At 73.3% G+C, this 23729-nt stretch carries 23 protein-coding genes; 16 read left to right on the forward strand and 7 right to left on the reverse strand.

Annotated elements, in window-relative coordinates; translation table 11 throughout:
• Positions 1 to 105: 105 nt before the first annotated feature.
• Complete coding sequence (locus ACSP97_RS28825) at positions 106 to 1170, reverse strand: lipoate--protein ligase family protein (protein ID WP_388314584.1); 1065 nt, start codon at positions 1168 to 1170, stop codon at positions 106 to 108.
• A 210-nt stretch (positions 1171 to 1380) separates the two neighbouring features.
• On the opposite strand from ACSP97_RS28825, the gene ACSP97_RS28830 reads away from it, so the two are divergent.
• From ACSP97_RS28830 to ACSP97_RS28845, 4 genes are all read left to right on the forward strand, one after another.
• Positions 1381 to 3264 carry a gamma-glutamyltransferase family protein gene (locus ACSP97_RS28830; protein ID WP_440554967.1) on the forward strand — a complete coding sequence of 628 codons (1884 nt, stop codon included), beginning with the start codon at positions 1381 to 1383 and terminating at the stop codon, positions 3262 to 3264.
• Positions 3265 to 3346: 82 nt separating this feature from the next.
• Positions 3347 to 4195 (forward strand): inositol monophosphatase family protein, encoded by an 849-nt coding sequence (locus ACSP97_RS28835; protein WP_440554969.1) that lies wholly within the window; start codon positions 3347 to 3349, stop codon positions 4193 to 4195.
• A gap of 139 nt (positions 4196 to 4334) precedes the next feature.
• The gene (locus ACSP97_RS28840) at positions 4335 to 5753 is read left to right on the forward strand and encodes a phytoene desaturase family protein (RefSeq protein ID WP_355152149.1); all 1419 of its coding nucleotides are present in this window, start codon (positions 4335 to 4337) and stop codon (positions 5751 to 5753) included.
• Positions 5750 to 6274, forward strand: coding sequence for an O-acetyl-ADP-ribose deacetylase (locus tag ACSP97_RS28845; RefSeq protein WP_440554971.1), 525 nt, complete (start codon positions 5750 to 5752; stop codon positions 6272 to 6274). The genes ACSP97_RS28840 and ACSP97_RS28845 overlap by 4 nt, the downstream gene beginning before the upstream one ends.
• 24 nt (positions 6275 to 6298) lie before the next feature.
• Here the strand turns inward: ACSP97_RS28845 and ACSP97_RS28850 are convergent, their stop codons facing one another.
• Entirely contained in the window at positions 6299 to 7756 is a 1458-nt protein-coding gene (locus ACSP97_RS28850) for an MFS transporter (RefSeq protein WP_388294211.1), read from the reverse strand.
• 124 nt (positions 7757 to 7880) lie between these two features.
• Here ACSP97_RS28850 and ACSP97_RS28855 point away from each other — a divergent pair, with 124 nt between their 5' ends.
• The 11 genes from ACSP97_RS28855 (at position 7881) to ACSP97_RS28905 (ending at position 18378) form a co-directional block, all read left to right on the forward strand.
• Positions 7881 to 8333, forward strand: a complete 453-nt coding sequence (locus ACSP97_RS28855; RefSeq protein WP_355152152.1) for a MarR family winged helix-turn-helix transcriptional regulator — start codon at positions 7881 to 7883, stop codon at positions 8331 to 8333.
• A gap of 396 nt (positions 8334 to 8729) precedes the next feature.
• A complete protein-coding gene (locus ACSP97_RS28860; RefSeq protein WP_355152153.1) occupies positions 8730 to 9920 on the forward strand; it encodes an ATP-binding protein in 1191 nt (396 codons plus the stop codon).
• Positions 9917 to 10759: a roadblock/LC7 domain-containing protein gene (locus ACSP97_RS28865; RefSeq protein ID WP_440554974.1), complete on the forward strand. Its 843-nt coding sequence runs from the start codon at positions 9917 to 9919 to the stop codon at positions 10757 to 10759. Before ACSP97_RS28860 ends, ACSP97_RS28865 begins: the two co-directional genes overlap by 4 nt.
• A complete protein-coding gene (locus tag ACSP97_RS28870; RefSeq protein ID WP_285552516.1) occupies positions 10756 to 11139 on the forward strand; it encodes a DUF742 domain-containing protein in 384 nt (127 codons plus the stop codon). The genes ACSP97_RS28865 and ACSP97_RS28870 overlap by 4 nt, the downstream gene beginning before the upstream one ends.
• 3 nt (positions 11140 to 11142) lie before the next feature.
• Complete coding sequence (locus ACSP97_RS28875; RefSeq protein WP_355152155.1) at positions 11143 to 11703, forward strand: GTP-binding protein; 561 nt, start codon at positions 11143 to 11145, stop codon at positions 11701 to 11703.
• 13 nt (positions 11704 to 11716) lie between these two features.
• Positions 11717 to 13072 (forward strand): cytochrome P450, encoded by a 1356-nt coding sequence (locus ACSP97_RS28880; RefSeq protein WP_355152156.1) that lies wholly within the window; start codon positions 11717 to 11719, stop codon positions 13070 to 13072.
• 95 nt (positions 13073 to 13167) lie between these two features.
• The gene (locus ACSP97_RS28885) at positions 13168 to 14415 is read left to right on the forward strand and encodes a cytochrome P450 (protein WP_355152157.1); all 1248 of its coding nucleotides are present in this window, start codon (positions 13168 to 13170) and stop codon (positions 14413 to 14415) included.
• A gap of 5 nt (positions 14416 to 14420) precedes the next feature.
• A complete protein-coding gene (locus ACSP97_RS28890) occupies positions 14421 to 15257 on the forward strand; it encodes an enoyl-CoA hydratase/isomerase family protein (protein ID WP_435642757.1) in 837 nt (278 codons plus the stop codon).
• Between the two features lie 182 nt (positions 15258 to 15439).
• The gene (locus ACSP97_RS28895; RefSeq protein ID WP_358674935.1) at positions 15440 to 16309 is read left to right on the forward strand and encodes a methylenetetrahydrofolate reductase; all 870 of its coding nucleotides are present in this window, start codon (positions 15440 to 15442) and stop codon (positions 16307 to 16309) included.
• Positions 16310 to 16383: 74 nt separating this feature from the next.
• Positions 16384 to 17871 (forward strand): AlkA N-terminal domain-containing protein, encoded by a 1488-nt coding sequence (locus tag ACSP97_RS28900; RefSeq protein ID WP_355322649.1) that lies wholly within the window; start codon positions 16384 to 16386, stop codon positions 17869 to 17871.
• A 12-nt stretch (positions 17872 to 17883) separates the two neighbouring features.
• Complete coding sequence (locus ACSP97_RS28905; RefSeq protein WP_355322651.1) at positions 17884 to 18378, forward strand: methylated-DNA--[protein]-cysteine S-methyltransferase; 495 nt, start codon at positions 17884 to 17886, stop codon at positions 18376 to 18378.
• A 15-nt stretch (positions 18379 to 18393) separates the two neighbouring features.
• Here ACSP97_RS28905 and ACSP97_RS28910 read toward each other — a convergent pair whose 3' ends face one another.
• From ACSP97_RS28910 to ACSP97_RS28920, 3 genes are all read right to left on the reverse strand, one after another.
• Positions 18394 to 19125 (reverse strand): SIR2 family NAD-dependent protein deacylase, encoded by a 732-nt coding sequence (locus tag ACSP97_RS28910; protein WP_355152162.1) that lies wholly within the window; start codon positions 19123 to 19125, stop codon positions 18394 to 18396.
• Between the two features lie 82 nt (positions 19126 to 19207).
• Positions 19208 to 19705, reverse strand: a complete 498-nt coding sequence (locus tag ACSP97_RS28915) for an NUDIX hydrolase (RefSeq protein WP_355152163.1) — start codon at positions 19703 to 19705, stop codon at positions 19208 to 19210.
• Positions 19702 to 20805, reverse strand: coding sequence for an ADP-ribosylglycohydrolase family protein (locus tag ACSP97_RS28920; RefSeq protein ID WP_388294218.1), 1104 nt, complete (start codon positions 20803 to 20805; stop codon positions 19702 to 19704). The genes ACSP97_RS28915 and ACSP97_RS28920 overlap by 4 nt, the downstream gene beginning before the upstream one ends.
• Before the next feature lie 153 nt (positions 20806 to 20958).
• Between ACSP97_RS28920 and ACSP97_RS28925 the strand changes: the two genes are divergently transcribed.
• A complete protein-coding gene (locus tag ACSP97_RS28925; protein WP_440558493.1) occupies positions 20959 to 22095 on the forward strand; it encodes a glycerate kinase in 1137 nt (378 codons plus the stop codon).
• A 92-nt stretch (positions 22096 to 22187) separates the two neighbouring features.
• Here ACSP97_RS28925 and pssA read toward each other — a convergent pair whose 3' ends face one another.
• Positions 22188 to 23006, reverse strand: a complete 819-nt coding sequence (gene pssA / locus ACSP97_RS28930) for a CDP-diacylglycerol--serine O-phosphatidyltransferase (RefSeq protein ID WP_355152191.1) — start codon at positions 23004 to 23006, stop codon at positions 22188 to 22190.
• Positions 23007 to 23028: 22 nt separating this feature from the next.
• On the reverse strand, positions 23029 to 23685 hold the full coding sequence (locus ACSP97_RS28935; RefSeq protein ID WP_440554980.1) for a phosphatidylserine decarboxylase: 657 nt from the start codon (positions 23683 to 23685) through the stop codon (positions 23029 to 23031).
• Between the last annotated feature and the right edge of the window lie 44 nt (positions 23686 to 23729).

Raw genomic sequence — 23729 nt, forward strand, 5'->3', positions numbered from 1 at the left:
GTCAGTGCCGGTGAGCCCTACGTGCACGGAACCCATACACGCGTTTGATCGGGGCATGGGCCTGGCTTGACCTGGCCCTGAACCAGGGACACGACAGGGCGCGGGTCACGGCACCCGGGCGGTCCACTCCTCGGTGTCGAACTTCGTCCGCACCAGGTCCCGGGCGCGGGCCAGCTCCTCGTCCGAGATCTTGCCCGAGGCGAGTCCGTAGCGCGCGCGGAAGGAGTCGATCATGCGGTCGATGACGGTCTCACGCGGCAGTCCGGTCTGCCGGCGCAGCGGGTCGACCCGCTTCTTCGCGCTCTTCGTCCCCTTGTCGGAGAGCTTCTCCCGGCCGATGCGCAGCACCTCGGTCATCTTGTCCGCGTCGATGTCGTACGACATGGTCACGTGGTGCAGCACGGCGCCAGGGCCGCCGCCGGGGCCCACGACCCGCTTCTGCGCCGCGCCCGCGATCTTGCCCTGGTCCGTCGCGATGTCGTTCAGCGGCTGGTACCAGGCCCGGATGCCCATGTCACCGAGGGCGGTGAGCACCCAGTCGTCCAGGTAGGCGTAGCTGTCCTGGAAGGACAGGCCGTGCACCAGGGACTCGGGCACCGACAGCGAGTAGGTGATGGTGTTGCCGGGTTCCACGAACATCGCGCCGCCGCCGGAGATCCGCCGCACCACCTCGATGCCGTGCCGGGCGGCGCCGTCCGGGTCCACCTCGTTGCGCAGCGACTGGAAGCTGCCGATGATCACCGCGGGCGCGCCCCACTCCCACACCCGCAGGGTCGGCGGGCGCCGGCCCGCGGCCACCTCGGCGGTCAGCACCTCGTCCAGCGCCATGTGCAGGGCCGGGGACTGCGGGCCCTCGTGGACCAGTTGCCAGTCGTAGTCGGTCCAGTCCGTGGCGTGCGCCAGGGCGCGGCGCACCGCGATGGCGACGCCCTCCGCCGTCAGCCCGAACATCACCGTGCCCGCGGGCAGCGCCGCCTCGATCCGGGCGGCGAGCCCCGCCGCGTCCGTGGCCGCGGGGGCACCCTCCAGCGCGCCGTTCACGGCGTCCAGCGCCTCGTCCGGCTCCAGGAAGAAGTCGCCCGCCACGCGGACGTCGCGCAGCACGCCGCCGTCCGTCTCCACATCCACGACGACGAGCTTGCCGCCGGGCACCTTGTACTCTCCGTGCACCGCCTGGACCCTCCCATACCTTCCACGCGATCAACGCCGCACCGCCGCGCGGTGTTCCCCCGGCCGGGCCCGCCTCGGCGGATCACCCGCGCGGCGTACCCGGGGGAAGCGCGCGGCGGGCGGTGCGGGCGGTCTCCCGGGCGCGGTCACGAGGATCTATCTTGGGCGCCGAAACGGCCTCGTCGCCGGGTCCGGACAGTGAGGGGAAGCATGTTCACCACCCGTCCCACCCTTCAGGGCACCTTCGGCATGGTGTCCTCGACGCACTGGCTGGCCTCCCAGTCGGCGATGGCCGTGCTGGAGGACGGGGGGAACGCGTTCGACGCGGCGGTGGCCGGGGCGTTCGTGCTCCATGTCGTGGAGCCGCATCTGAACGGGCCCGCGGGCGAGGTGCCGATCCTGCTGGCGCCGGCCGGGGGCCGGGTGCGGGTGCTGTGCGGCCAGGGTGTGGCCCCGGCGGGCGCCTTGGCCGCCCGGTACCGCGACCTCGGGCTGGACCTCGTACCCGGCACCGGCCCCCTCGCGGCCGCCGTGCCCGGGGCCTTCGACGCCTGGCTGCTGCTCCTGCGCGACCACGGCACCAAGTCCCTGGAAGACGTGCTGAAGTACGCGATCGGATACGCCGAACACGGACACCCGCCGGTCGACAACGTCGCCGCGGCCGTCGACACCGTACGGACCCTCTTCGAGACCGAGTGGACCTCGTCCGCCGCCGTGTACCTGCCCGGCGGGCGCCCGCCCCGCCCCGGTGAACGGCTGCGCAACCCCGCCCTCGCCGCCACCTGGCGCCGGCTGCTCGCCGAGACCGCGCGGGCCGGCGACCGGGAGGCCCGCATCGACGCCGCGCGCGAGGTGTGGCGCTCGGGATTCATCGCCGAGGCCCTGGTCCGGCAGTCCCGGCGGCCCACCCTGGACACCAGCGGCAAGCGGCACACCGGCACGCTCACCGAGGACGACCTGGCCGGCTGGTCGGCGTCGTACGAGGACCCGGTGACGTACGACTGGCACGGCTGGACCGTGTGCAAGGCCGGCCCCTGGAGCCAGGGCCCCGCCTTTCTCCAGCAACTCGCCCTGCTCCCGCCGGAACTGCCCGCGTACGGCTCCGCCGATTACGTGCACCTGCTCATCGAGGGCTGCAAACTCGCCATGGCCGACCGGGAGGCCTGGTACGGCGACGCCGCCGAGGTGCCCGTCGCCGCGCTGCTGTCGGACGCCTACAACGCCGGGCGGCGGGGCCTGATCGGGGCCGAGGCGTCGTACGAGCTGCGTCCCGGCAGTCCCGGCGGGCGCGCCCCGCGGCTGCCCGCGTGGGCGCACGCGCCCGTCCCGGGCGGCACCCGGGGCGTCGACCCGATGGGGGCGGGGGAGCCGACCGTCGCGGAGGTCTCCGCCGGGCCCCGGGGGAGCGGCGACGGCGCCCTTGGCGGCACCGCTCCCGGCCGCGCGGGCACCGCTCCCGGCGACATCGCGACCGGTCCCGACGGCGCCACCCGCGGCGACACCTGCCACCTCGACGTCGTCGACCGCTGGGGCAACATGATCGCGGCCACCCCCAGCGGCGGCTGGCTCCAGTCCAACCCGGTCGTGCCGGAACTGGGCTTCCCGCTCGGCACCCGGTTGCAGATGGCCTGGCTGGAGGAGGGCCTGCCGAACACCCTCACCCCCGGCCGCCGCCCCCGTACCACCCTCACCCCGTCCCTCGCGCTGCGCGACGGCGTGCCGGTGATGGCGTTCGGCACGCCCGGCGGCGACCAGCAGGACCAGTGGCAGCCGCACTTCTTCCTCGCCGTCGCGCTGCGCGCCCCCGTCCGCGGCGGCCTCGACCTCCAGGGCGCCATCGACGCCCCGAACTGGCACAACGACGGCTTCCCCAGCTCCTTCTACCCGCGCGGTCACCAACCCGGCGCCGTGACCGTGGAGTCCCGGATGCCCGCCGGGGTCGTCGCCGAACTGCGCCGCCGCGGCCACGACATCACGCTCGGGCCCGCCTGGTCCGAGGGCCGGCTGTGCGCCGTCGCCCGCGACCCGGAGACCGGTGTGCTGTCGGCGGCGGCCAACCCGCGGGGCATGCAGGGGTATGCGGTGGGCCGGTGACACCCCTGTTCTTCAACCCGATTCCACCCGGTGTGCACCGGGCGGGCGGGGATTGTCAGTGGGGCGTGGTCCCATAGGGGACATGAACGAAGAGACGGAAACCATCGACGAGTTTCTCACCCGCCGCGCGGCCGACGTGGAAGACGCGATCCGCGCGGCGGCCGCCGCCGAGATCCTGCCCCGCTTCCGCTGCCTCACGGCGGCCGACGTGGACCAGAAGAGCGGCCCGCACGACCTGGTGACCGACGCCGACCGGCTGGCCGAGAAGCGGCTCACCGAGGCGCTCGGCGCGCTGCTGCCCGGCTCGGTCGTGGTCGGCGAGGAGGCGGTGCACGCGGACCCGGCGACATACCGGGCGATACAGGGCGACCTCCCGGTCTGGATCGTCGACCCGGTCGACGGCACCCGCCAGTTCGTGCACGGCGACGACGGGTTCTGCACCCTGGTCGCGCTCGCCCACCGGGGGGTCGTGCTGGCCTCCTGGACGTACGCCGCGGCGCGCGGCCGACTCGCCACCGCGGTCCGCGGCCAGGGCGCCTTCCTGGACGGCGAGCGGCTGTCCGCGGGCGCACCGGCAAGCGGCCGGGACCTGGCCGTCGCCACGTCCCACCCCGACTACACCACCGACGCGCAGAAGCGCGCGCTGCGCCCCCTGTGGACGGACGGCGTCGCCCCGCGCCCGTGCGGATCGGCGGGCCTGGAGTATCTGGCCGTCGCCCGGGGCGAGTTGGACGCCGTGGCGTTCTCCTGGGAGGCGGCCTGGGACCACGCGGCCGGACTGCTCCTGGTCGAGGAGGCGGGAGGCACCCACCTCACCCGCTCCGGCGAACCCTTCCGCATCGCCGGCGGGAACGCACTGCCCTTCACCGCCGCCCGCGACACGGCCACGGCCCACCGCCTCACGGAGCTGCTGCGCACGGCGGCGGTCTGAACCCCCGCGACCCGGCGTCCCGGGCCCGTCCCGTCCTCGACCGCGTCCCACCCGCACAAAACGTACTCGCCCCCACCGCCCCCCGCCGTCCGGCATATCCTGGCCCCGAGTGGCCATCGGCTGACGAAGGGGTCCGAAGGTGCCGGCGATGCTCGATGCGGTCGTGGTGGGGGCGGGGCCGAACGGGCTGACCGCTGCCGTGGAGCTGGCCCGCCGCGGCTTCACCGTGGCCGTGTTCGAGGCGCGGTCCACCGTGGGCGGCGGCGCCCGCACCGAGGAGCTGACCCTGCCCGGGTTCCGGCACGACCCGTGCTCGGCCGCCCACCCGCTCGGCATCAGCTCGCCCGCCTTCCGCGCCCTGCCCCTGGAGCGCTACGGCCTCGAATGGCTGCACCCCGAGCTGCCCATGGCCCACCCCTTCCCGGACGGCACCGCCGCCGTGCTGGCCCGCTCGATCGCCAAGACCGCCGCCTCCTTCGGACCCCGGGACGCGGGGGCGTACCGCCGGCTGGTCGAGCCGCTGGTCGCCCGCTGGGACACCCTCGTGCGGGACTTCATGTCGCTGCCGTCGACCGCGCTGCCCCGCGACCCCCTCACCCTGGCCCGCTTCGGCCTCGCCGGGCTGCCGCCCTCCACCTGGCTGATGCGCCGGTTCAAGGACGAGCGGGTCAAGGCCCTGTTCGCCGGGCTGGTCGCCCATGTGATGGCCCCGCTGGACGGGTTCGCCACCGGCGCCGTCGGCCTGGTCTTCGCGCTGGCCGCGCACGCCCACGGCTGGCCGGTGGCCCGCGGCGGCTCCCAGGCGATCTCCGACGCCCTCACCGCCCACCTCGCGGACCTCGGCGGCGCGGTGCACACCGACTACGAGGTCAAGCGGCTGGACGACCTGCCGCCCGCCCGCGCCTACGTCTTCGACACCTCACCCGCCGCCCTCGCCCGCATCGCCGGCTTCGGCGGCTACTACGACCGCTACCGCTACGGCCCCGGCGTCTTCAAGATCGACTACGCGCTGGACGGCCCGGTGCCCTGGACCGCGCCGGAGGCCCGCGTCGCCGGCACCGTGCAGATCGGCGCGAGCCAGGCCGAGATCGGCACCGCGCTGCGCGCCGCCTCCCGCGAGGGCCGCGCCCCCGAGCGACCGTTCATGATCACCGTGCAGCCGGGCGTGGTCGACCCCACCCGCGCCCCCGAGGGCAAGCAGGTCTTCTGGGCGTACGGCCATGTGCCCAACGGCTGGTCGGGGGACCTCACCGACGCCATGGAGCGCCAGCTGGAGCGCTTCGCCCCCGGCTTCCGCGACCGCGTGCTCGCCCGCGCCGTCGCCGGGCCCGCCGAACTGGCCGCCCACAACGCCAACTACATCGGCGGCGACATCGCCTGCGGCGCGACCTCCGGACTCCAGCTGCTGCTGCGGCCCCGGCCGACCCTCTTTCCGTACCAGACCCCCCACCCGGCCGTCTTCATCTGCTCGTCCGCCACCCCGCCGGGACCCGGGGTGCACGGCATGTCCGGGCACAACGCGGCCCGGGCCGTCTGGCGGAGGCTGCGGCAGACGTGACCGCCATCCTCCTGGTGCGGGGCGACATCACCCGGCAGCGCGCCGACGTGATCGTCAACGCGGCGAACTCCTCGCTGCTCGGCGGGGGAGGCGTGGACGGCGCCATCCACCGCCGCGGCGGCCCCGAGATCCTCGCCGAGTGCCGGGCGCTGCGCGCCTCCCGCTACGGCCGGGGCCTGCCCACCGGCCAGGCCGTGGCCACCACGGCGGGAAAGCTCGACGCGCGATGGGTGATCCACACCGTCGGCCCGGTGTACGACGGCCCGGACAGCGATCCCGCGCGGCTCGCCTCCTGCTACCGGGAGTCGCTGCGAGTGGCCGACGAGCTGGGCGCCCGGACCGTCGTGTTCCCGGCGATCTCCACCGGCGTGTACCGGTGGCCGATGGACGACGCGGCGCGGATAGCGGTGGAGACGGTGCGGAGCACGCCGACCGCCGTCGAAGAGGTGCGGTTCGCCCTCCTCGACGAGCAGGCGTACGAGGCGTTCTCCCGGTGCCTCGGGCCGTGGGGAGCGGAGTGAGACCGGCCGCCCACGGGCGCCTGGTCAGCCGCGCGCCGGAGCCTGGTCGGCGCCGGCCGCCGACTGGTCCGCCGTCTCCTCGCCGCCCGCCGGGCGCGGCGACGGAATGAACGCGGCGACCGCCGCGGAGAGCAGCGCGACACCGCAGCCGATCAGCAGGCCGGTGCGGAAACCGTCCTTCGAGGCGATCGTGTAGCCGCCCAGGTTGATGGTCATGTGGGCCAGGACGACGCCGATCACGGCCGAGCCGATGGTGGTGCCGAGTGAGCGCATCAGGCTGTTGAAACCGTTGGCGGCGGCCGTCTCGGACAGCGGCACCGAGCTCATGATGAGCGCGGGCATGGCGCCGTAGGCGAGCGCGACACCGCTGTTGATCACGATGCCGGCGATCATGATGCCCGCGGCCGTGCCCATGAGCGGCAGCGCGACCGCGTAGCCGACGGCGATCACCAGGGCGCCGGCCAGGAGCGTGAGCTTCGGGCCCCGGGAGTTGATCAGCATGCCGCCGAGCGGGGAGACGAGCATCATCATGATGCCGCCGGGCGCGATCCACAGGCCCGCCGCGAGCATCGACTGGCCGAGACCGAAGCCGGTGGCCCTCGGGAACTGCAGCAGCTGCGGCGCGATCAGCATGAACGAGTACATGCCGACACCGACGAGGATCGACGCGGCGTTGGTGATCAGCACCCGCGGGCGGGCCGTGGTGCGCAGGTCGATCAGCGGGTCGCGGGTGCGCAGCTCCCACCGGCCCCAGACCGGCAGTGCGACGACGGCGACGGCGAACAGGCCGAGCGTGGTGCCCGAGGCCCAGCCCCAGTCGGCCCCCTTGGAGATCGCCAGCAGCAGCGCGACCAGGCCGATCGCCAGACCGATCGCACCGGGCGCGTCGAAGCGCTGGCCCCTGGCGGCGGCGGGCACGTCCGGCACCACGACGAAGATCAGCGCCCCGATGATCAGGGAGAGGACGGCCGCCCCCCAGAACAGCTCCTGCCAGTCGGCGTACTGCGCGACGGCGGCGGCGATGGGCAGGCCGATCGCACCGCCGATGCCCATGGAGGCGCTGACCAGGGCGATGGAGCCGCTGAGCTTCTCGACGGGGACGACATCGCGCAGCAGCGCGATGCCCAGCGGGATCATGCCCATGCCCATGCCCTGAAGGCCGCGTCCGACGATCATCGGCACGACGGACGTGGACAGGGCGCACACCACCGAGCCGGCCACCAGCGGCACCACGCAGATCAGCATCATGCGCCGCTTGCCCACGAGGTCGCCGAGCCGTCCGGACACCGGCACGCAGACGCCGCCGACGAGCAGGGTGACCGTGATCACCCAGGCGGCGTTCGACGAGGAAGTGTGCAGGATCTGTGGAAGTTCCGCGATCAACGGGGTCACCAGCGTCTGCATGATCGCGGCGACGGTTCCGGCGAGCGCCAGGACGGTGACGACGCCGCCCGTCCGGCCGCTCGGCTGCGGGGCATTCATGAGTGCTCCTCGACTTGTGCGGGCAAGGATGTGCATCGTACATACCCTGTGTATCGACCACATCTCAGCGGGCGTCTGCGCCGAGGGGCGCTGAGATACGGTCGATGCAGAAGGAGGCACGTACATGGGGAAGCCGTCGCACCTGGTCGAGTTCGAGCACATGGTCCTCGGGCGGCACCAGCTGAGCAGTACCACCCGCCGGCACCAGGAGGGCCGGCTGGAGCGGAGCGCCTACATCATGCTCAGCCGGATCGAGATGCAGGGACCCATGTCGATCGGGCAGCTCAGCGACGCCTTCCAGCTCGACGCCTCCACCGTCAACCGGCAGACCGCGCACGCGATGCGGGCCGGGCTCCTGGAGCGGATCCCCGACCCCGAGGGCGGCATGGCCCGCAAGTTCCGGCTGACCGAGGAGGGCGAGCGGCGGCTGCGCGAGGAGCGCGACACCCACGTCAAGGATCTGGACCGGGTCTTCGAGGACTGGTCGGCCGAGGACGTGGAGACCTTCGCCCGCTACCTCCAGCGCTTCAACACCAGCGTGGAACGCATCACCGGCCGGCCCTGGCCCCGCTCCTGAAACCCGGCCCTCCCGCCTTTCCCGCCCCGCACCGAGCCGTACGTGTTCCACCGTCAGTTCCACTGCTACGCGGCCCTGTCGGAGCCGTCGCCTTTTGCCTCTCGGGCAACTACCCGATGCCGTATCCGGAATTGCTGGACGAGCGGCACGTATCCGGCGCAACCCACGCGGTGAGCAGGGCCGTTGGGCGGCCTCGCGGTGGCAAAGGTTCCGCTAAGCGGGTGATAGCATCCCCGCGTCTGTGACCTTGGTCCCCTCGGCTCAGGCACCGCAGAAAACGGTTTCGGTCCGGTCGTCCCCCTGACCTGTCCCGACCCGTACGCGACCGGTCGTCCCATCGGTGTGCGCGGTGCACTTCCGCCAACGGCCGCAGGCTAAACGCCAGGAAAGGTTTCCATGATTCGAGACGCACTTGTCTGGTGCCTGGTCGTCGTGGCGGCGCTCGGCGTCGCCGCGGCACTGGTCCTCAGTCGTCGCGCCAAGGCCATAGCGGCGAACAAGGACAGGTCCGAGGCCGCCCTCACCCAGCGGCTCAGCGAGGCCGACGGCCGGCTCGCCGCCTTACGAGCAGAGCTCCACCAGCACCGGACCGATCACGCCAAGACCATCCAGGAAGCCGAGGAGGCGGCGGAGGACAGCACCAAGGCCGTACTCAAGGGCTCCGCGCGCTTCCTGCAGAGCCTCGCCGCCGAGCAACTGGCCCTGCTGGAGGACATCCAGCGCAAGTACGGCGGTCACTCGGTCCTCGCCGACCTGCTGGAGGTCGGCCACGCCAACGCGCAGATGGCGCGCAAGGCACAGGGCATCGCCGTCATGTGCGGTGCGCCGCTGGGCCGCCGCAGCCGCGCCGCGAGCGTGTACGACGTGGTGCGCAGCGCCCAGGGGCAGATCCGCAACTTCCGGCGCGTGGAGATCATGCAGCAGACCGGCTTCGCGCTGAAGGCGTCGGCGGTCTCGCCCGTCGCCCTCGCCGTGGCGGAGCTGCTTGACAACGCTGCCAGCTTCTCCCAGCAGGGCTCCCCGATCGAGGTCACGTTCCAGCGGGTGCAGAAGAACCTGTGCATCGTCATCGACGACGCGGGCGTCGGCATGAACGACGAGGAGCGGCAGAAGGCCACCGCCCTGCTCTCCGGTCAGTACCGTCCCCGGCTGTCCCAGCTGGGCAACCAGCCCAAGTTCGGCTTTCCGGTGATCGGCCTGCTCTCCCAGCAGTACGGCTTCCGGGTCGACGTGACCGGTGTCTCCCGCTACGGCGGCGTGCGCGCGGTCGTGCTGCTGCCCGAGGAGCTGTGGACCGAGGAGGAGACGGCACCGGTGGAAGACGTCCAGCCCCCCGTAACCGAGCCCGGCGGCGTCGCCCGGCCCGAGCCGGTGGCGCGCACCGCCAACGGCCTGCCCCGGCGTGGCGCCCGCCAGGTGCCCATCGCCAGCGTCCCCGACCATGACACCGTCGGCCTGCCGCACATCCCGCCGGCGGCGGAGGACGCCGGCCGGGCTGCCGGGCGCAGCCTGGGCGCCTTCCAGCGCGGCACGCTCTCGGGCCGCAACCTCTCCGCGGCACCGTCCGAAGGGTCCGATGACACATGATCACAGACCTGTCGTGGATGCTTGAGGACATCGTGGCCAACGTGCCCAAGGCACGCCACGCAGTCCTGCTGTCCGCGGACGGCCTGCCCCGCGGGGCGACCGACGGCATGGCGCAGAAGGACGTGCGAACCATCTCCGCCGCCATGGCGGGCATGCAGTCGCTGAGCCGGGCCACCGCCCACTTCGCCGGGGACGCCCCGGACCGGCAGTGGAACCAGACGATCATCGAGTTCTCGCACGGCTGGATCTTCCTGATCGGGGCCGGGCAGGGCGCCTATCTGGCCGCGGCCGCCGCGCCCGACGTCGACATGCAGCAGATCTCCTTCCGCATGCACCGGCTCGTCGCCCGGCTCGGCAACAACCTCACCTCGCCGCCCCGGGTGCACGCGGAGGAGGCCGGGACGGCGCGTGCCCCGCACGCCCACACCGGCCAGGAGACCGGCACCGGGATCCGGATCGCCGATCTGGACGAGGTGATCGGCAAGGTGCACGGCGCCCGGCACGCGGTACTGCTCGGCGCCGACGGTCTGCCCCGCGGCGCCACCACCGGCATGAGCCAGGACCTCGCGGACACCATCTCCGCGGCGATGACCGGCATCCACGCCTACAGCCGGGCCACCGCCCAGTTCGCCGGCGTCCAGCCGGACGCGCTCTGGCGGCAGACGGTCATCGAGTTCCAGCACGGCTGGATCTTCCTGATCGCGGCCGGCCGGGGCGCCTTCCTCGCCGCCGCGGCCGAACACGACGCCGACATCGAGGACTTCACGACCCGGCTGCACCAGGTCGTGCCCCGGCTCGGCGGGTATCTGTCCCCCCGCGGGGAGGCGAGCCGCACGTGAGCGACGAGCCGGACGAGGATCTGGAACTCACCTCCGCGTTAGTCCCGTTCTTCGTGATCACGAACGGGCGGTCGCTGCCCCCGGAACACGCCTACGGGCACACCACGCTGGTGTCCGCGAGCGAGCACGCCGCCACCACGGTGCGCACGCTCACCCCGGAGGCCCGTCAGGTTCTGGACCTGGTCATGGACGGATTCCTGTCCGTGGCCGAGGTGGCCGCCCACACCCGTCTGCCGCTGGGGGTCGTCCGGATCCTGCTCGCCGAGATGGAGGAGAGCGGCCTGATCATCGCGCGGAAGCCGGTGCCCCGCGCGGAACGTGTCGACCGAGAAGTACTGAACGCCGTGCTCGACGGCCTCAGAGCCCGATTCGGAGCGTGATTCGTGTACCTGGATTCAGGTGTCCGTACGGCGGTGAAGGTGCTCGTGGTGGGGCACTTCGGGGTCGGCAAGACCACATGCATCGCCAGCATCTCCGAGATCGAGCCGCTGCGGACCGAAGAAGAGATCACCGAGGCCAGCGAGGGCTTCGACGACCTGTCGGGCACCCCCGACAAGACCACCACGACGGTCGCCATGGACTTCGGCCGTCTGACCATCAACGACGAGGTGGTGCTCTACCTCTTCGGCACCCCCGGCCAGGAACGCTTCAAGGAGATGTGGGAGGAGCTGTCCAGGGGTGCCCTGGGCGCGCTCGTCCTCGTCGACCCGGAGCGGCTGTCCGACTCGTTCCCCATCCTCGACCTGGTCGAGCGGTTCGGCCTGACCTATGCCATCGGCGTCAACCACTTCGACGGCACCCCCGGCTATCCGCTCGAAGAGGTGCGCGAGGCCCTGAACCTGCCCGCGGACACCCCCGTCGTCCCCTGCGACGTCCGCGACCAGCAGTCGTCGGCGCACGCGCTGATCACCCTCGTGCATCACCTCCTCTCCCTCATCGACTAGGAGCCCCCCGCTCATGCAGCAGCGACCCGGCATAGAGCCGCCCCCCGGCTGCCCCGCACACGCAAACGTCCAGCTCTACGGCCCCCATTTCGGCTCCGACCCCGACGGCCACTACGCCCATCTGCGGTCCCTCGGCCCGAGCGCGCCGGTGGACATCGCGCCGGGCGTGGAGGTCGAGCTGGTCACCAGTTACGACGCCGCGCTCTACATCCTCCAGAACCCCGCCTCGTTCGTCCGCGACTCACGGCGCTGGAACGCGCTGAACGAGGGCCGCGTGCCCGAGGACAGCCCCGCGCTGCCCATGCTGGCGTACCGGCCCAACGCGCTGTTCAGCGACGGCGCGGCGCACGCCCGGCTGCGGCAGGCCGTCACCGACAGTCTGGCCAGCGTCAACGAGCTCCAGCTGGTGCGCCAGACGCAGGCCTCGGCCGACTACCTGATCAGCCGCTTCAGCTCCGAACGGCTGGGCCAGGCCGAGCTGATGGCCGAGTACGCCCAGCCGCTGCCGCTGCTGGTCTTCAGCGAGCTGTTCGGCTGCCCGCCGGAGATCGGCGACCGGGTCGTCGCCGGCATCACCGGCATCTTCTCCGGAAGCAGCGGCGCCGACCAGCTGCTGGCCGAGGCGCTGAGCGAGCTGATTGCCCAGAAGCGCCGCAATCCGGGCGAGGACCTGACGACGCGGCTGATGCAGCACTCGGCGCAGCTCACCGACGAGGAGGTGCTGCACCAGCTCGTCACCCTGCTCTCCGGGGGCACCACGCCGCTGTCCGCCGTGATCGGCACCGCCAGTGCGCTGATGCTCGGCGAGGAGTGGCAGTCGGGGCTGCCGGTCGAGGACGCCGTCACCCAGGTGCTGTGGAACTACGCGCCGATCGCCAACTACGCCGCCCACTACCCCACGCACGACGTGGAGTTGGGCAACCGGGTGATCAAGGCCAACGACCCGGTGCTGATCTCCTTCGCGGCGGCCAACACCGACCCGCGCCTGGCCGAGCACCGCGAACAGCTCAGCGCCAAGGCCCACTTGGCCTTCGGTGCGGGCCCGCACGCCTGTCCCGCCAAGGACCCGGCGTTCGTGATCGCGGTGACCGCCGTGGAGTCCCTGCTGAACCGGTTGCCGGACATCGAGACCCGGATGCCCTTCAAGGACCTGAGCTGGATCCCGGCCCCCTGGAGCCGCTCCCTGGTGGCACTGCCGGTGCGCTTCACCCCGCGCATCGTGGTGCCGACGGCGGCCCAGAAGGCGGAAGCCCCGGCGGCGTCCTCCGCTTCTCCGGTCGGGGCCACCCCCCGGCCCCCGGTGAACGGTGCGCCGAAGCCCAAAGCGGGCCTGTTCAGCCGCTTCCTGGCCTGGACCAGGGGCGAGTGACCAAGGCAACTCGCTCCGTGCATAGTCACCTTGTATGTGCGTAGGAAGCGGAGGGTATGCATGCGGGCTGATGTCCAGATCTAGAAAGGGTCATTGTGGAGACACTCACCACGCCGCCCGCCGACAGACGCTTCGCCGTATCGCTCTTCTCCCGGCTGCGCACGGCCAAGGGCCAGTCCAACCCGTTCCCGGTCTACGCTGAACTCCGGTCCCGGGGTGCGGTCGCACCCGCACCCTGGGGTGGCCATCTCGTGACCGGTTTCGACGTCTGCGACCAGGTCCTCCGCTGCCGGGACTGGCTGGAGCCGGACGCCCGCTGGCGTGCCCGGCAGGGCGACGGCACCCGCTGGACGGCGCCGTCCTCCCGGGAGATGAGCCGGACCCTGCCCGCGCTCAACCCGCCGGAGCACACCTGGGTGCGCCGCTCGGCCGGCATGTTCGACCGCAGCTCGCTCGACGAGATGCGCGAGATAATAGGGCGGTTCACCACCAGGCTGCTCGACAACCTGGCCGAGCGGCTGCACGACGGCGAGGCCGATTTCAACGCCCTGGTCGCCGAGGAACTGCCGGTCGCCGTCATCGGACACTGGCTCGGACTGCCCACCGCCGACCACCCCCGGCTGCGCGAGCTGACCCACGACCAGGTGTTCACCCAGGAACTGCTGCCCTCCGCCAGCCAGTTGGCGCTGTCGGACGCGGCCACCGCCGAACTGCGCGGCTACTTCACCGAGCTGGTCCGCGAACGCCGCGCCCGCCCCGGCGACGACCCCGTCTCCCGCTGGATCACGGTGTGGGACGGCATGGAGAGCGACCGCGACAAGGCCGACGAGGCCGTCTACTTCCTCTCCCTGTTCGTCCTGCTGGCCGCCCTGGAGACCACCACCACCCTGCTGTCCACCACCACCCTGCTGCTCCTGGAGCACACCAGGCAGTGGGACCGGCTCACCGTCCAGCCCGACCTGGTGCCCGCCGCCGTCGAGGAGACGCTGCGCTACGACCCGCCCACCCATGTGATCAGCCGTGTCGCCTCGCGCGACTGCGAACTGGGCGGCGTCGAGATCCGCAGGGACGAGATGGTCCACCTGCTGATCGGCGCGGCCCACCGCGACCCGGCCAAGCACGAGGACCCGGAGCTGTTCAACCTGCACCGCAAGCCCGGCCACCTCGCCTTCAGCGGCGGCATCCACTACTGCCTCGGCGCGCCCCTGGCCCGCCTCGAAGCCACGACCCTCCTCCACCAGCTGGTCACGCGCTTCCCCGGGCTCACCCTCGTCCGCAGGCCGACCTGGGCCCCGCGCGTGGCCTTCAGACGACTGCTGAACCTGGACGTCACCCTCGTATGACCGACATGAACGACATACCCGCGACGGCCCATCCGACCGGCCCCCACCGCCCGTTCGCCTGCACGGCGATCCAGGCGGACCTCGACGGCCCCGTGCTGCGGGTCCGGCTCGGCGCCGCACCGAGCGACAACACCCTCACGGTCGCCGCCCTCGACGACCTCCTCACCGTCCTCGACGGCCTCCACGAGCGGCCGGACATCCGGGTCCTGCTGCTGACCGGGGCGGGCGCGGACTTCAGCCTGGGCGCCGAGCGCGGCGAGTTCGAGTCGGCGCTGGCGCACGACCCCACCGGCACCGCCCTGCGCCGCATGAACGACAAGGCGCACCGCGTCTGCGAGGCCCTGGAGTCCACCCACGCGGTCACCGTCGCCAGGCTGCACGGCAGGGTGATCGGCGCGGGGCTCGCCCTCGCCGCCTACTGCGACCTGCGCGCGGGCGCCGACGACTGCCGGTTCCGCATGCCCGAGGTCGCCCTCGGCCTGCCGCCCGCGTGGGGCGGCGCCATGGGCCGGCTGATCGCCGAGGCCGGTGCCGCCCGAATCCGCGAACTCATGCTCACCGGCGAGAACTTCGACGCCGCCACCGCCCGGCGGATCGGCCTGCTGCACAAAGTCGCGTCCCCGGACTCCCTGGACGCGGCGGTCGACGCCTGGATCAGGCCGCTGCTGCGGCGCTCGCCCGAGGCGCTCGTCCTCACCAAGCGCATGCTGACCGGATACGCCCGGGCCGCCCGCACCTCCGAGGTGGGCCTGCTCGACGCCCATCTGCTCAGCGCCCATCTGGGCCTGGCCCGCGCCGGACAGCCGGCCCAGCCCTCCCTGCCGGTTCCCTCCCACCCCTGACCGGCCCGGCCCCGTCCTCGCCTCCCCCACCGTGACGGGGCCGTTGATCATCCGTGCCCAGCCGTGCCGCGGCAGCCCCCGCTCGGGGCCGTGCGCGACGCGCCCGGGGCGCGTGGCATCATCGGCCGGGGCCGGACCCCCGGCCGGCAGACGCCGCAGCGCACCGAGCCGCAAGGAGCACGATGAACCCCGCCGTCACCGCCCCCGCCGCGGTGGGCACCGCCCTCCTGGACGACTTCTCGCTGGAGATGACGGGCAAGGACGTGCCCGCGCTGGAGGAGGCGCGCGACAGCATCCCGCGGGGCACCCGGATCAACGTCACCTTCCTGGCCGGCGAGGACCACGCCGCCCGGCTCGCCGCGGCCCGCGCCGTACGGCGCTGCGGCTTCGTGCCCGTACCCCACATCTCGGCCCGCCGGCTGCCCTCCCGCGCCGCCCTGGAGGAGTTCCTCGCGGGCCTGGCGGCCGACGGCACCGCCGACAACGTCTTCGTGGTCGGCGGCGACCCCGCCCGCCCCGAGGGGCCGTACGAGGACGCCCTCGCCGTCATCCGCACCGGGCTGCTGGAGCGCTACGGCGTCCGGCACATCGGCATCAGCGGCTACCCGGAGGGGCACCCCGCGATAACCGGGCCCGCGCTGTGGTCGGCGCTCGCCGACAAGGCGGCGGCCATCGGCGCGGGACCCTTCACCGGCGATGTGATCACCCAGTTCGGCTTCGACGCACAGCCCGTGCTCGACTGGCTGGCAGACGTCCGCGCCCGGGGCGTCGACCTGCCGGTGCGCATCGGCGTACCCGGCCCGGCGGGCGTGCGCCGGCTGCTCGGCTACGCCACCCGCTTCGGCATCTCCACCAGCGCCTCCGTGGCCCGCAAGTACGGCTTCTCGCTCACCAACCTGATGGGCACCACCGGCCCGGACCGCTTCCTGCGGGCCCTGTCCGACCGGTACGACCCGGCCCGCCACGGCACGGTCAAGGTCCACTTCTACACCTTCGGCGGCCTGCGGACCACGGCGGAATGGATCACCGACTTCCACCGCCGGACCCGTTAGGACCCGCGCGGGCCGCCCACGCACATGTCGGAATTCCGCCAGCGGCCGGCCCGCGCGCTCGCCATCCTGGAGACATGCAGACAGCGACGCACCTCGACCGGGAACACTGCGTGCGCGCCGTGCGGTCCAAGGACGCCCGGTTCGACGGATGGTTCTACACGGCCGTGCTGACCACCGGCATCTACTGCCGGCCCAGCTGCCCCGTCGTTCCGCCGAGGCCCGAGAACATGACGTTCTACCCGAGCGCGGCCGCCTGCCAGCAGGCCGGGTTCCGGGCCTGCAAGCGGTGCCGCCCGGACACCAGCCCCGGCTCCCCGGAGTGGAACCTGCGCGCCGACCTGGTGGCGCGCGCCATGCGGCTGATCGCCGACGGCGTCGTGGACCGCGAGGGCGTGCCCGGCCTCGCCGCCAGGCTCGGCTACAGCACCCGCCAGGTGGAGCGGCAGCTCCTCGCCGAGCTGGGCGCGGGCCCCCTCGCACTGGCCCGCGCCCAGCGCGCCCAGACCGCGCGGCTGCTGATCGAGACCACCGCGCTGCCCATGGCGGAGATCGCCTTCGCGGCCGGGTTCTCCTCCATCCGCACCTTCAACGACACCGTCCGCGAGGTCTTCGCCCTCTCCCCGAGCGAACTGCGGGGCCGCGCCCCCGCCCGCCGGACGCCCGGCGACGGCACCCCCGGCACCCTCTGCCTGCGCCTGCCGTTCCGCGCCCCGCTCAACCCGGCCAACCTCTTCGGCCACCTCGCCGCCACCGCCGTACCCGGCGTCGAGGAGTGGCGCGACGGCGCCTACCGCCGCACCCTGCGGCTGCCGTACGGCCACGGGATCGTCGCCCTCACCCCCCGCCCCGACCACATCGCCTGCCGCCTCACCCTCGGCGACCTGCGCGACCTCGCCGTGGCGATCAGCCGCTGCCGCCGGCTGCTCGATCTGGACGCCGACCCGGTCGCCGTGGACGACCGGCTGCGCACCGACCCGCTGCTCGCCCCGCTGGTCGACGAGGCGCCGGGCCGCCGGGTGCCGCGCACCGTGGACGAGGCCGAGTTCGCCGTCCGGGCCGTGCTCGGACAGCAGGTCTCCACGGCCGCCGCCCGCACCCACGCGGCCCGCCTGGTCACCGCCCACGGCAAACCCCTGGACGACCCCGAGGGCGGGCTCACCCATCTCTTCCCGTCCCCCGAGGCGCTGGCCGCCGTCGACCCCGAGGCCCTGGCGATGCCCCGCACCCGGCGCACCACCTTCACCACCCTGGTGCGTCAACTCGCCGACGGCACCTTGCACTTGGGGGTGGAATCGGACTGGGCCGAGGCCCGCGCCCGGTTGCTCGCCCTGCCCGGCTTCGGGCCCTGGACGGTCGACGTCATCGCCATGCGCGCCCTCGGCGACCCCGACGCCTTCCTCCCCACCGACCTCGGCATCCGGCGTGCGGCCGGCGCGCTCGGTCTGCCGTCCACCCCCGCCGCGCTCACCGCCCGCGCCGAGGCCTGGCGCCCCTGGCGCGCGTACGCGGTGCAGTATCTGTGGGCGACCGACAGCCACCCCATCAACTTCCTGCCCGTGTGAGAAGGTTCCACCGTGACGTGTCACACCGTGATCGACAGCCCGTACGGCCCGCTCACCCTGGTCGCCGACGAGGACGACGACGCCCTGTGCGGTCTGTACATGACCGCCCAGCGGCACCGCCCGGCCGAGGAGAGCTTCGGCCCGCGCGACGACTCCCCGTCCTGCTTCGGCGCCACGCGGGAGCAGCTGACCGCCTACTTCTCCGGCGAGCTGCGGGAGTTCACCGTTCCGCTCGCGCTGCGCGGCACCCCGTTCCAGCGCAGCGTCTGGGAGCAGCTGACCCGCATCCCCTACGGGGAGACCCGCAGTTACGGCCAGCTCGCCGACGCCCTCGGCAAGCCCGGCGCCTCCCGCGCGGTCGGCCTCGCCAACGGCCGCAATCCCGTCGGCATCATCGTCCCCTGCCACCGTGTCGTCGGCACCGACGGCAGCCTCACCGGCTACGGCGGCGGCCTGGAGCGCAAGCGCCGGCTGCTGGACTTCGAGCGCGGCGCCGCCCTGTTCTGACCTGCTCCGGCCGGCCTACTCCTGCCGGGCCAGGCCGGCCAGCAGCCGGGGCAGCGCGGTCCCGATGGGTTCGCGCACCAGCTCGTCGGCCCGCTCGTCGTACGGCGTCGGCTCCGCGTTGACGATGACCAGCCGGGCGCCGTGGTCCGCGGCGACCCCCGCGAGACCGGCGGCGGGCTGCACCTGGAGGCTGGAGCCGACCGCGATGAACAGCTGACAGGCCTTGGTGACGGCCACCGCCTGGCCCAGCACCACGGGGTCGAGGCGCTCGCCGAACATCACGGTGGCGGACTTCAGGATGCCGCCGCACTCCAGGCACCGCGGATCGTCCTCGCCGGCCTCGACCCGGGCGAGGGCGTCCGCCATCGGACCCCGCGCATGGCATCGGGTACAGACGAACTCGCGTGCCGTGCCGTGCAGTTCGAGCACCTTGCGGGCGGGCAGCCCGGCCGCCTGGTGCAGCCCGTCCACGTTCTGGGTGATCACCCGCACCGGCACACCGGACCGCTCCAGCTCCACGACGGCCCGGTGGGCGGCGTTGGGTTCGGCCCGCAGCGCCTGGTTGTCGAGCCGCATCCGCCAGGACCGGCGCCGGATCTCCGGATCGCCCATGTAGTACTCGTACGTGACGAGCTTCTCCGCCTCCGGGTCCCGCCGCCACAGCCCGGCCGGACCGCGGTAGTCGGGGATGCCGGAATCGGTGGAGACACCTGCGCCACTGAGAATGGCCACGAGAGGCTTGCCCATGGGGCCGAGAGTAGATCGCCGGGCTCACCGGGGCGAACGGATATCCGACGGGCGGTACCGGAGCGGGCGGTGGACGGCCCGTCTAGGCGGCGCGGTGGCCGTCCTCCAGCTCCGCCGGGCCCGAGCCGTCGGCGAGGACGTCGAGGGCGGCCAGGACCCGGCGGCCGAGCGCGCCGGGCAGATGGGCGGTCAGCTCCTCGCGCGGCACCAGCCGCCAGGACAGCAGCTCCTCCTCCTGCAACCGGATCGACTTCAGCTCGTCCTCCGTGAGGACCCCGCCGTCGTATACGTACGCCACCAGCGGCGGCCGGTGCGTGCCCGGCACCCAGTCCACGGCCAGCAGCCGCCCGAGCGGCCGGTCCAGACCGATCTCCTCCAGGGTCTCCCGGCGCGCGCCCTGACGGGGCGTCTCCCCGTCGTCGGACTCGACGGTGCCGCCGGGAAGTGCCCAGCCCGCACGGTAGTTGGGCTCGACCAGCAGCACGCGCCCCTCAGCGTCCCGGAAGAGCGCGGCGGCCCCGGCGAGCACCCGGGGCAGACCGGCGATGTACGCGGCGTAGTCGGCAGTCGTGGTCGTCATGAGGGAAGGGTAACCAGCGGCGGCCCCGGTGAACCGGCCGTCGCCAGGCGCACGGTGCGTTCGGCCAGCGCACTGATCCGCGCCCCGTCGAAACCGAAGACCGCGCTGCGGACCGTGTCTTCGAGGGGGTCCTTCCACCGGCCCGGCAGGGCGGCGGCCCCGGTGCGCACCCCGGCCACCGAGCCCGCCGTCGCCCCGTTGGAGTCGGTGTCCAGACCGCCGCGCACGGTGAGCGCGAGGGTACGGGTGAAGTCGTCGTCGCCGTACAGCAGCCCGGCGGTGAGCACGGCCGCGTTCGGCACGGTGTGGATCCAGCCCCCGGCACTCTCCCCGGTCGCGGTCGCGACGGTGTCCGCCCATCCGAGACCGGTCTCGTGCAGCGACATGACGCGCCGCACGGCACGGGCTAGGCGGCTGCTCCCCGGGATCACACCGAGCGCGGTGTCCAGCGCGGCCCGCACGGTCGGCGCGGTGAACGCGGCCGCGATCAGCGCCGCCGCCCACATGGCGCCGTAGACCCCGTTGCCGGTGTGGGACAGCACGGCGTCACGGCGGGCCAGACCGGCGGCGCGGACGGGATCGCCGGGGCAGGTCCAGCCGAAGACGTCGGCGCGGATGAGGGCGCCGATCCACTCCTGGTACGGGTTGTCGTACGTCGCCGTCAGCGGCGGCCGCAGTCCGCTCGCGAGATTGCGGTACGCCGCCCGCTCCGCCGTGAAGGTCTGGAGGTAGGGGAGCCGCAGCAGCCACAGCTCGCCGACGTCCTCGGTGCTGAAGCCGAAGCCGCGCGTCTCCAGCAGGTGCAGTCCGAGGACGGTGTAGTCCACGTCGTCGTCGCGGCAGCTGCCGTGGATCCGGCCGCGCACGCAGGCGCGCCACTCCGGGCGCAGCGCGGCGGCGTCGGCCTCGTCGGCGGGCTCGGGCAGGTAGTCGGTCAGCGGCAGCGCGCCGGCCCGGCGCAGATATCCGTCGATGCGCTCGCGGGTCCACACCTCGCCCTGTTCGACCGGTTTGCCGAGCATGTTGCCCGCGATCCGGCCCAGCCAGCCGCCGTGGATCCGGTCGGCGAGACCGGTGGGTGCGCGGTGGTCGCAGCTCATGGCTGGCGCCTACCCGTTTTTCCCGGCCCTGTTCGGCCCGTGGGCAGGGGCATGACGGCGGCGGCCCGGCGAGGTTAAGGTCACAGCGGCGCGACTGGCCCCGACGTGCGCGGGGCCCGGAGAGCAAGGGGATGGCAAGTGGCGGACGCTGCAGTGGACGGGACCCGGCGGGTCCTCGTCGCCGCTGACAAGTTCAAGGGCTCGCTGACGGCCGTGCAGGTCGCCGAGCGGGTGACGGCCGGGCTGCGCCGGGTCGTGCCGGATCTGCCGGTGGAGGCGCTGCCCGTGGCCGACGGCGGCGACGGTACCGTGGCCGCAGCGGTCGCGGCCGGTTTCGAACGCCGTGAGGTGCGGGTCGCCGGGCCGCTGGGCGAGTCGGTGACGGCCGCGTTCGCGCTGCGCGACGGCACCGCGGTGGTGGAGATGGCCGAGGCCAGCGGCCTCCAGCGGCTGCCGGCCGGCGTCTTCGCGCCGCTGACCGCCTCCACGTACGGCTCCGGCGAGCTGCTGCGGGCCGCGCTGGACGCGGGCGCCCGGACGATCGTGTTCGGCGTCGGCGGCAGCGCCACCACCGACGGCGGCGCCGGGATGCTCGCGGCGCTGGGGGCGCGGTTCCTGGACGGGGACGGCGTTCCGGTGCCGCCCGGGGGCGGTGGCCTCGCCGGGCTGGCCCGCGCCGACCTGTCCGGCCTCGACCCCCGGCTGTCCTCGGTGGAGCTGGTGCTGGCCAGCGATGTCGACAATCCGCTGACCGGGCCGAAGGGCGCGCCCGCGGTGTACGGCCCGCAGAAGGGGGCCTCACCGGCGCAGGTGCGGGCCCTGGACGCGGCTCTCGGGCACTACGCGAAGGTGCTGGAGGCCGAGGTCGGGGCGCGGGCGGCGACGTACGCGGCGGCGCCGGGCGCGGGGGCCGCGGGCGGGATCGGGTACGGCGCGCTGCTGCTCGGCGCGCGGTTCCGGCCCGGGATCGAGGTCATGCTGGATGTCCTCGGCTTCGCGCCGGCGCTGGAGCGGGCGTCGCTGGTGATCACCGGTGAGGGGTCGCTGGACGAGCAGACCCTGCACGGCAAGGCGCCCGCGGGGGTGGCGGCGGCGGCGCGGGCCGCCGGCAAGGAGGTCGTGGCGGTGTGCGGCCGGCTCGCCCTGTCCGAGCCGCTGCTGCGGGGGGCCGGGATCGGCCGGGCCTACCCCCTGACGTCCGTCGAGCCCGATGTCGCCCGGTGCGTCGCGGACGCGGGCCCGATCCTGGAACGCGTCGCCTCCCGTATCGCCGAGGACTTCCTGCGCTGACCGCCCGAGGGCGCCGCGCCCGGGCGCCGGGCACAGGGAAAGGGCCCCGAACCCAGCCAACCCTGGGTTCGGGGCCCTCGGTCACGACGCCCTCACGGCAGCTGCGCGGCGCGCGCCTCCCGCCGGTTGTCGCGGAAGTTGTTCACCCGGCGCGCCGTGGCGAACAGCGGGATCACCGCGCCCATGACCAGCTGGAGCGCACAGCCCGTCTGGAGCAGCAGCTGCCCGGACGGGGCGTCGAAGGCCCAGGCGGCCAGCAGCCCCATCGACAGCACGATCCAGGACAGCATCGCCCCGGCGAGGCGGCCCCGCGGCTTCGGGTACTCCACCCGGCTCACCATCAGCCACGCGGTGCCCACGATCGCCAGCAGCGTCGCCACGAACGGCAGCTCCAGCAGCACGATCGAGACGACCGTCAGCGCGCCGAACGGCGAGGGCATGCCCTGGAACACGCCGTCCTTCATCGTCACGCACGAGAAGCGCGCGAGCCGCAGCACCACGGCCAGCAGCACCACGATCGCCCCGAGCGCCGCCACCCGCTGGTGCGCGTCGTCCGCGACCATGCCGTAGACGAGCACGAAGTACGCGGGCGCCAGCCCGAAGCTGATCAGGTCGGAGAGGTTGTCCAGCTCCGCGCCCATGGGGGAGGAGCGCAGCTTGCGCGCCACCAGCCCGTCGAAGAGGTCGAACACCGCCGCGCAGAGCATCAGGATGACCGCCGTGGCCGCGCTGTGGCGGGCCATGCCGGACTCCTGGCCTCCGGTGAGGTGCGGGATGAGGATGCCGGTGGTGGTGAAGTACACCGCCATGAACCCGCACGTGGCGTTGCCGAGCGTGAGGGTGTCCGCTATTGACAGGCGGAGCGAGAGGGGCATCTCCTCCTCTTCGTCCACCTCGTCGGCCTCGGGCACCCAGTTCGCCTGGGTCTCTGGATCAATCACGGTCAATGCGAGTCACCCCAGCCACGGTCTTCTGTCCGACCTCGACCGCGACCTCCACGCCCTCGGGCAGGTAGAGGTCGACACGCGAGCCGAAGCGGATCAGACCGATTCGGTCGCCCTGCTCGACCTTCGTGCCCTCGGGGATGTAGGGCACGATGCGGCGGGCCACCGCGCCGGCGATCTGGATCATCTCGATGTCGCCGAGTTCGGTGTCGAAATGCCAGACTACGCGCTCGTTGTTCTCGCTCTCCTTGTTGAACGCCGGAACGAAGCCGCCGGGGATGTGCTCGACCGATGTCACCGTGCCCGCGAGCGGCGCGCGATTGACATGAACATTGAGCGGGCTCATGAAGATGGCGACGCGGGTGCGGCCGTCCTTCCACGGCATGATGCTCTGCACCACGCCGTCGGCGGGGGAGATGACCCGGCCCTGGGTGATCTCGCGCTCGGGGTCGCGGAAGAACCACAGCATGCCCGCCGCGAGCGCGGTGGCGGGCACGGCGACGGCGCGGGCGGCGCCGGAGCGGCGGGCGCGGGCCAGGCTGAGGGCTGCGGTGGCGACGGTCGGAAGAAGCCACGGCGATGCTCCGCGCGCGAGGCGTACGCCGGCCCGGCTGTCGCGAGATGCAGAGGTTTGGCTGTGGGGCATGGATGACCTTCGTAGCGGATGATGCCGCGCAAGACGGGGGACGG

The organism is Streptomyces sp. SCPE 10 (assembly GCF_051980735.1).
Lineage (GTDB): Bacteria > Actinomycetota > Actinomycetes > Streptomycetales > Streptomycetaceae > Streptomyces > Streptomyces misionensis.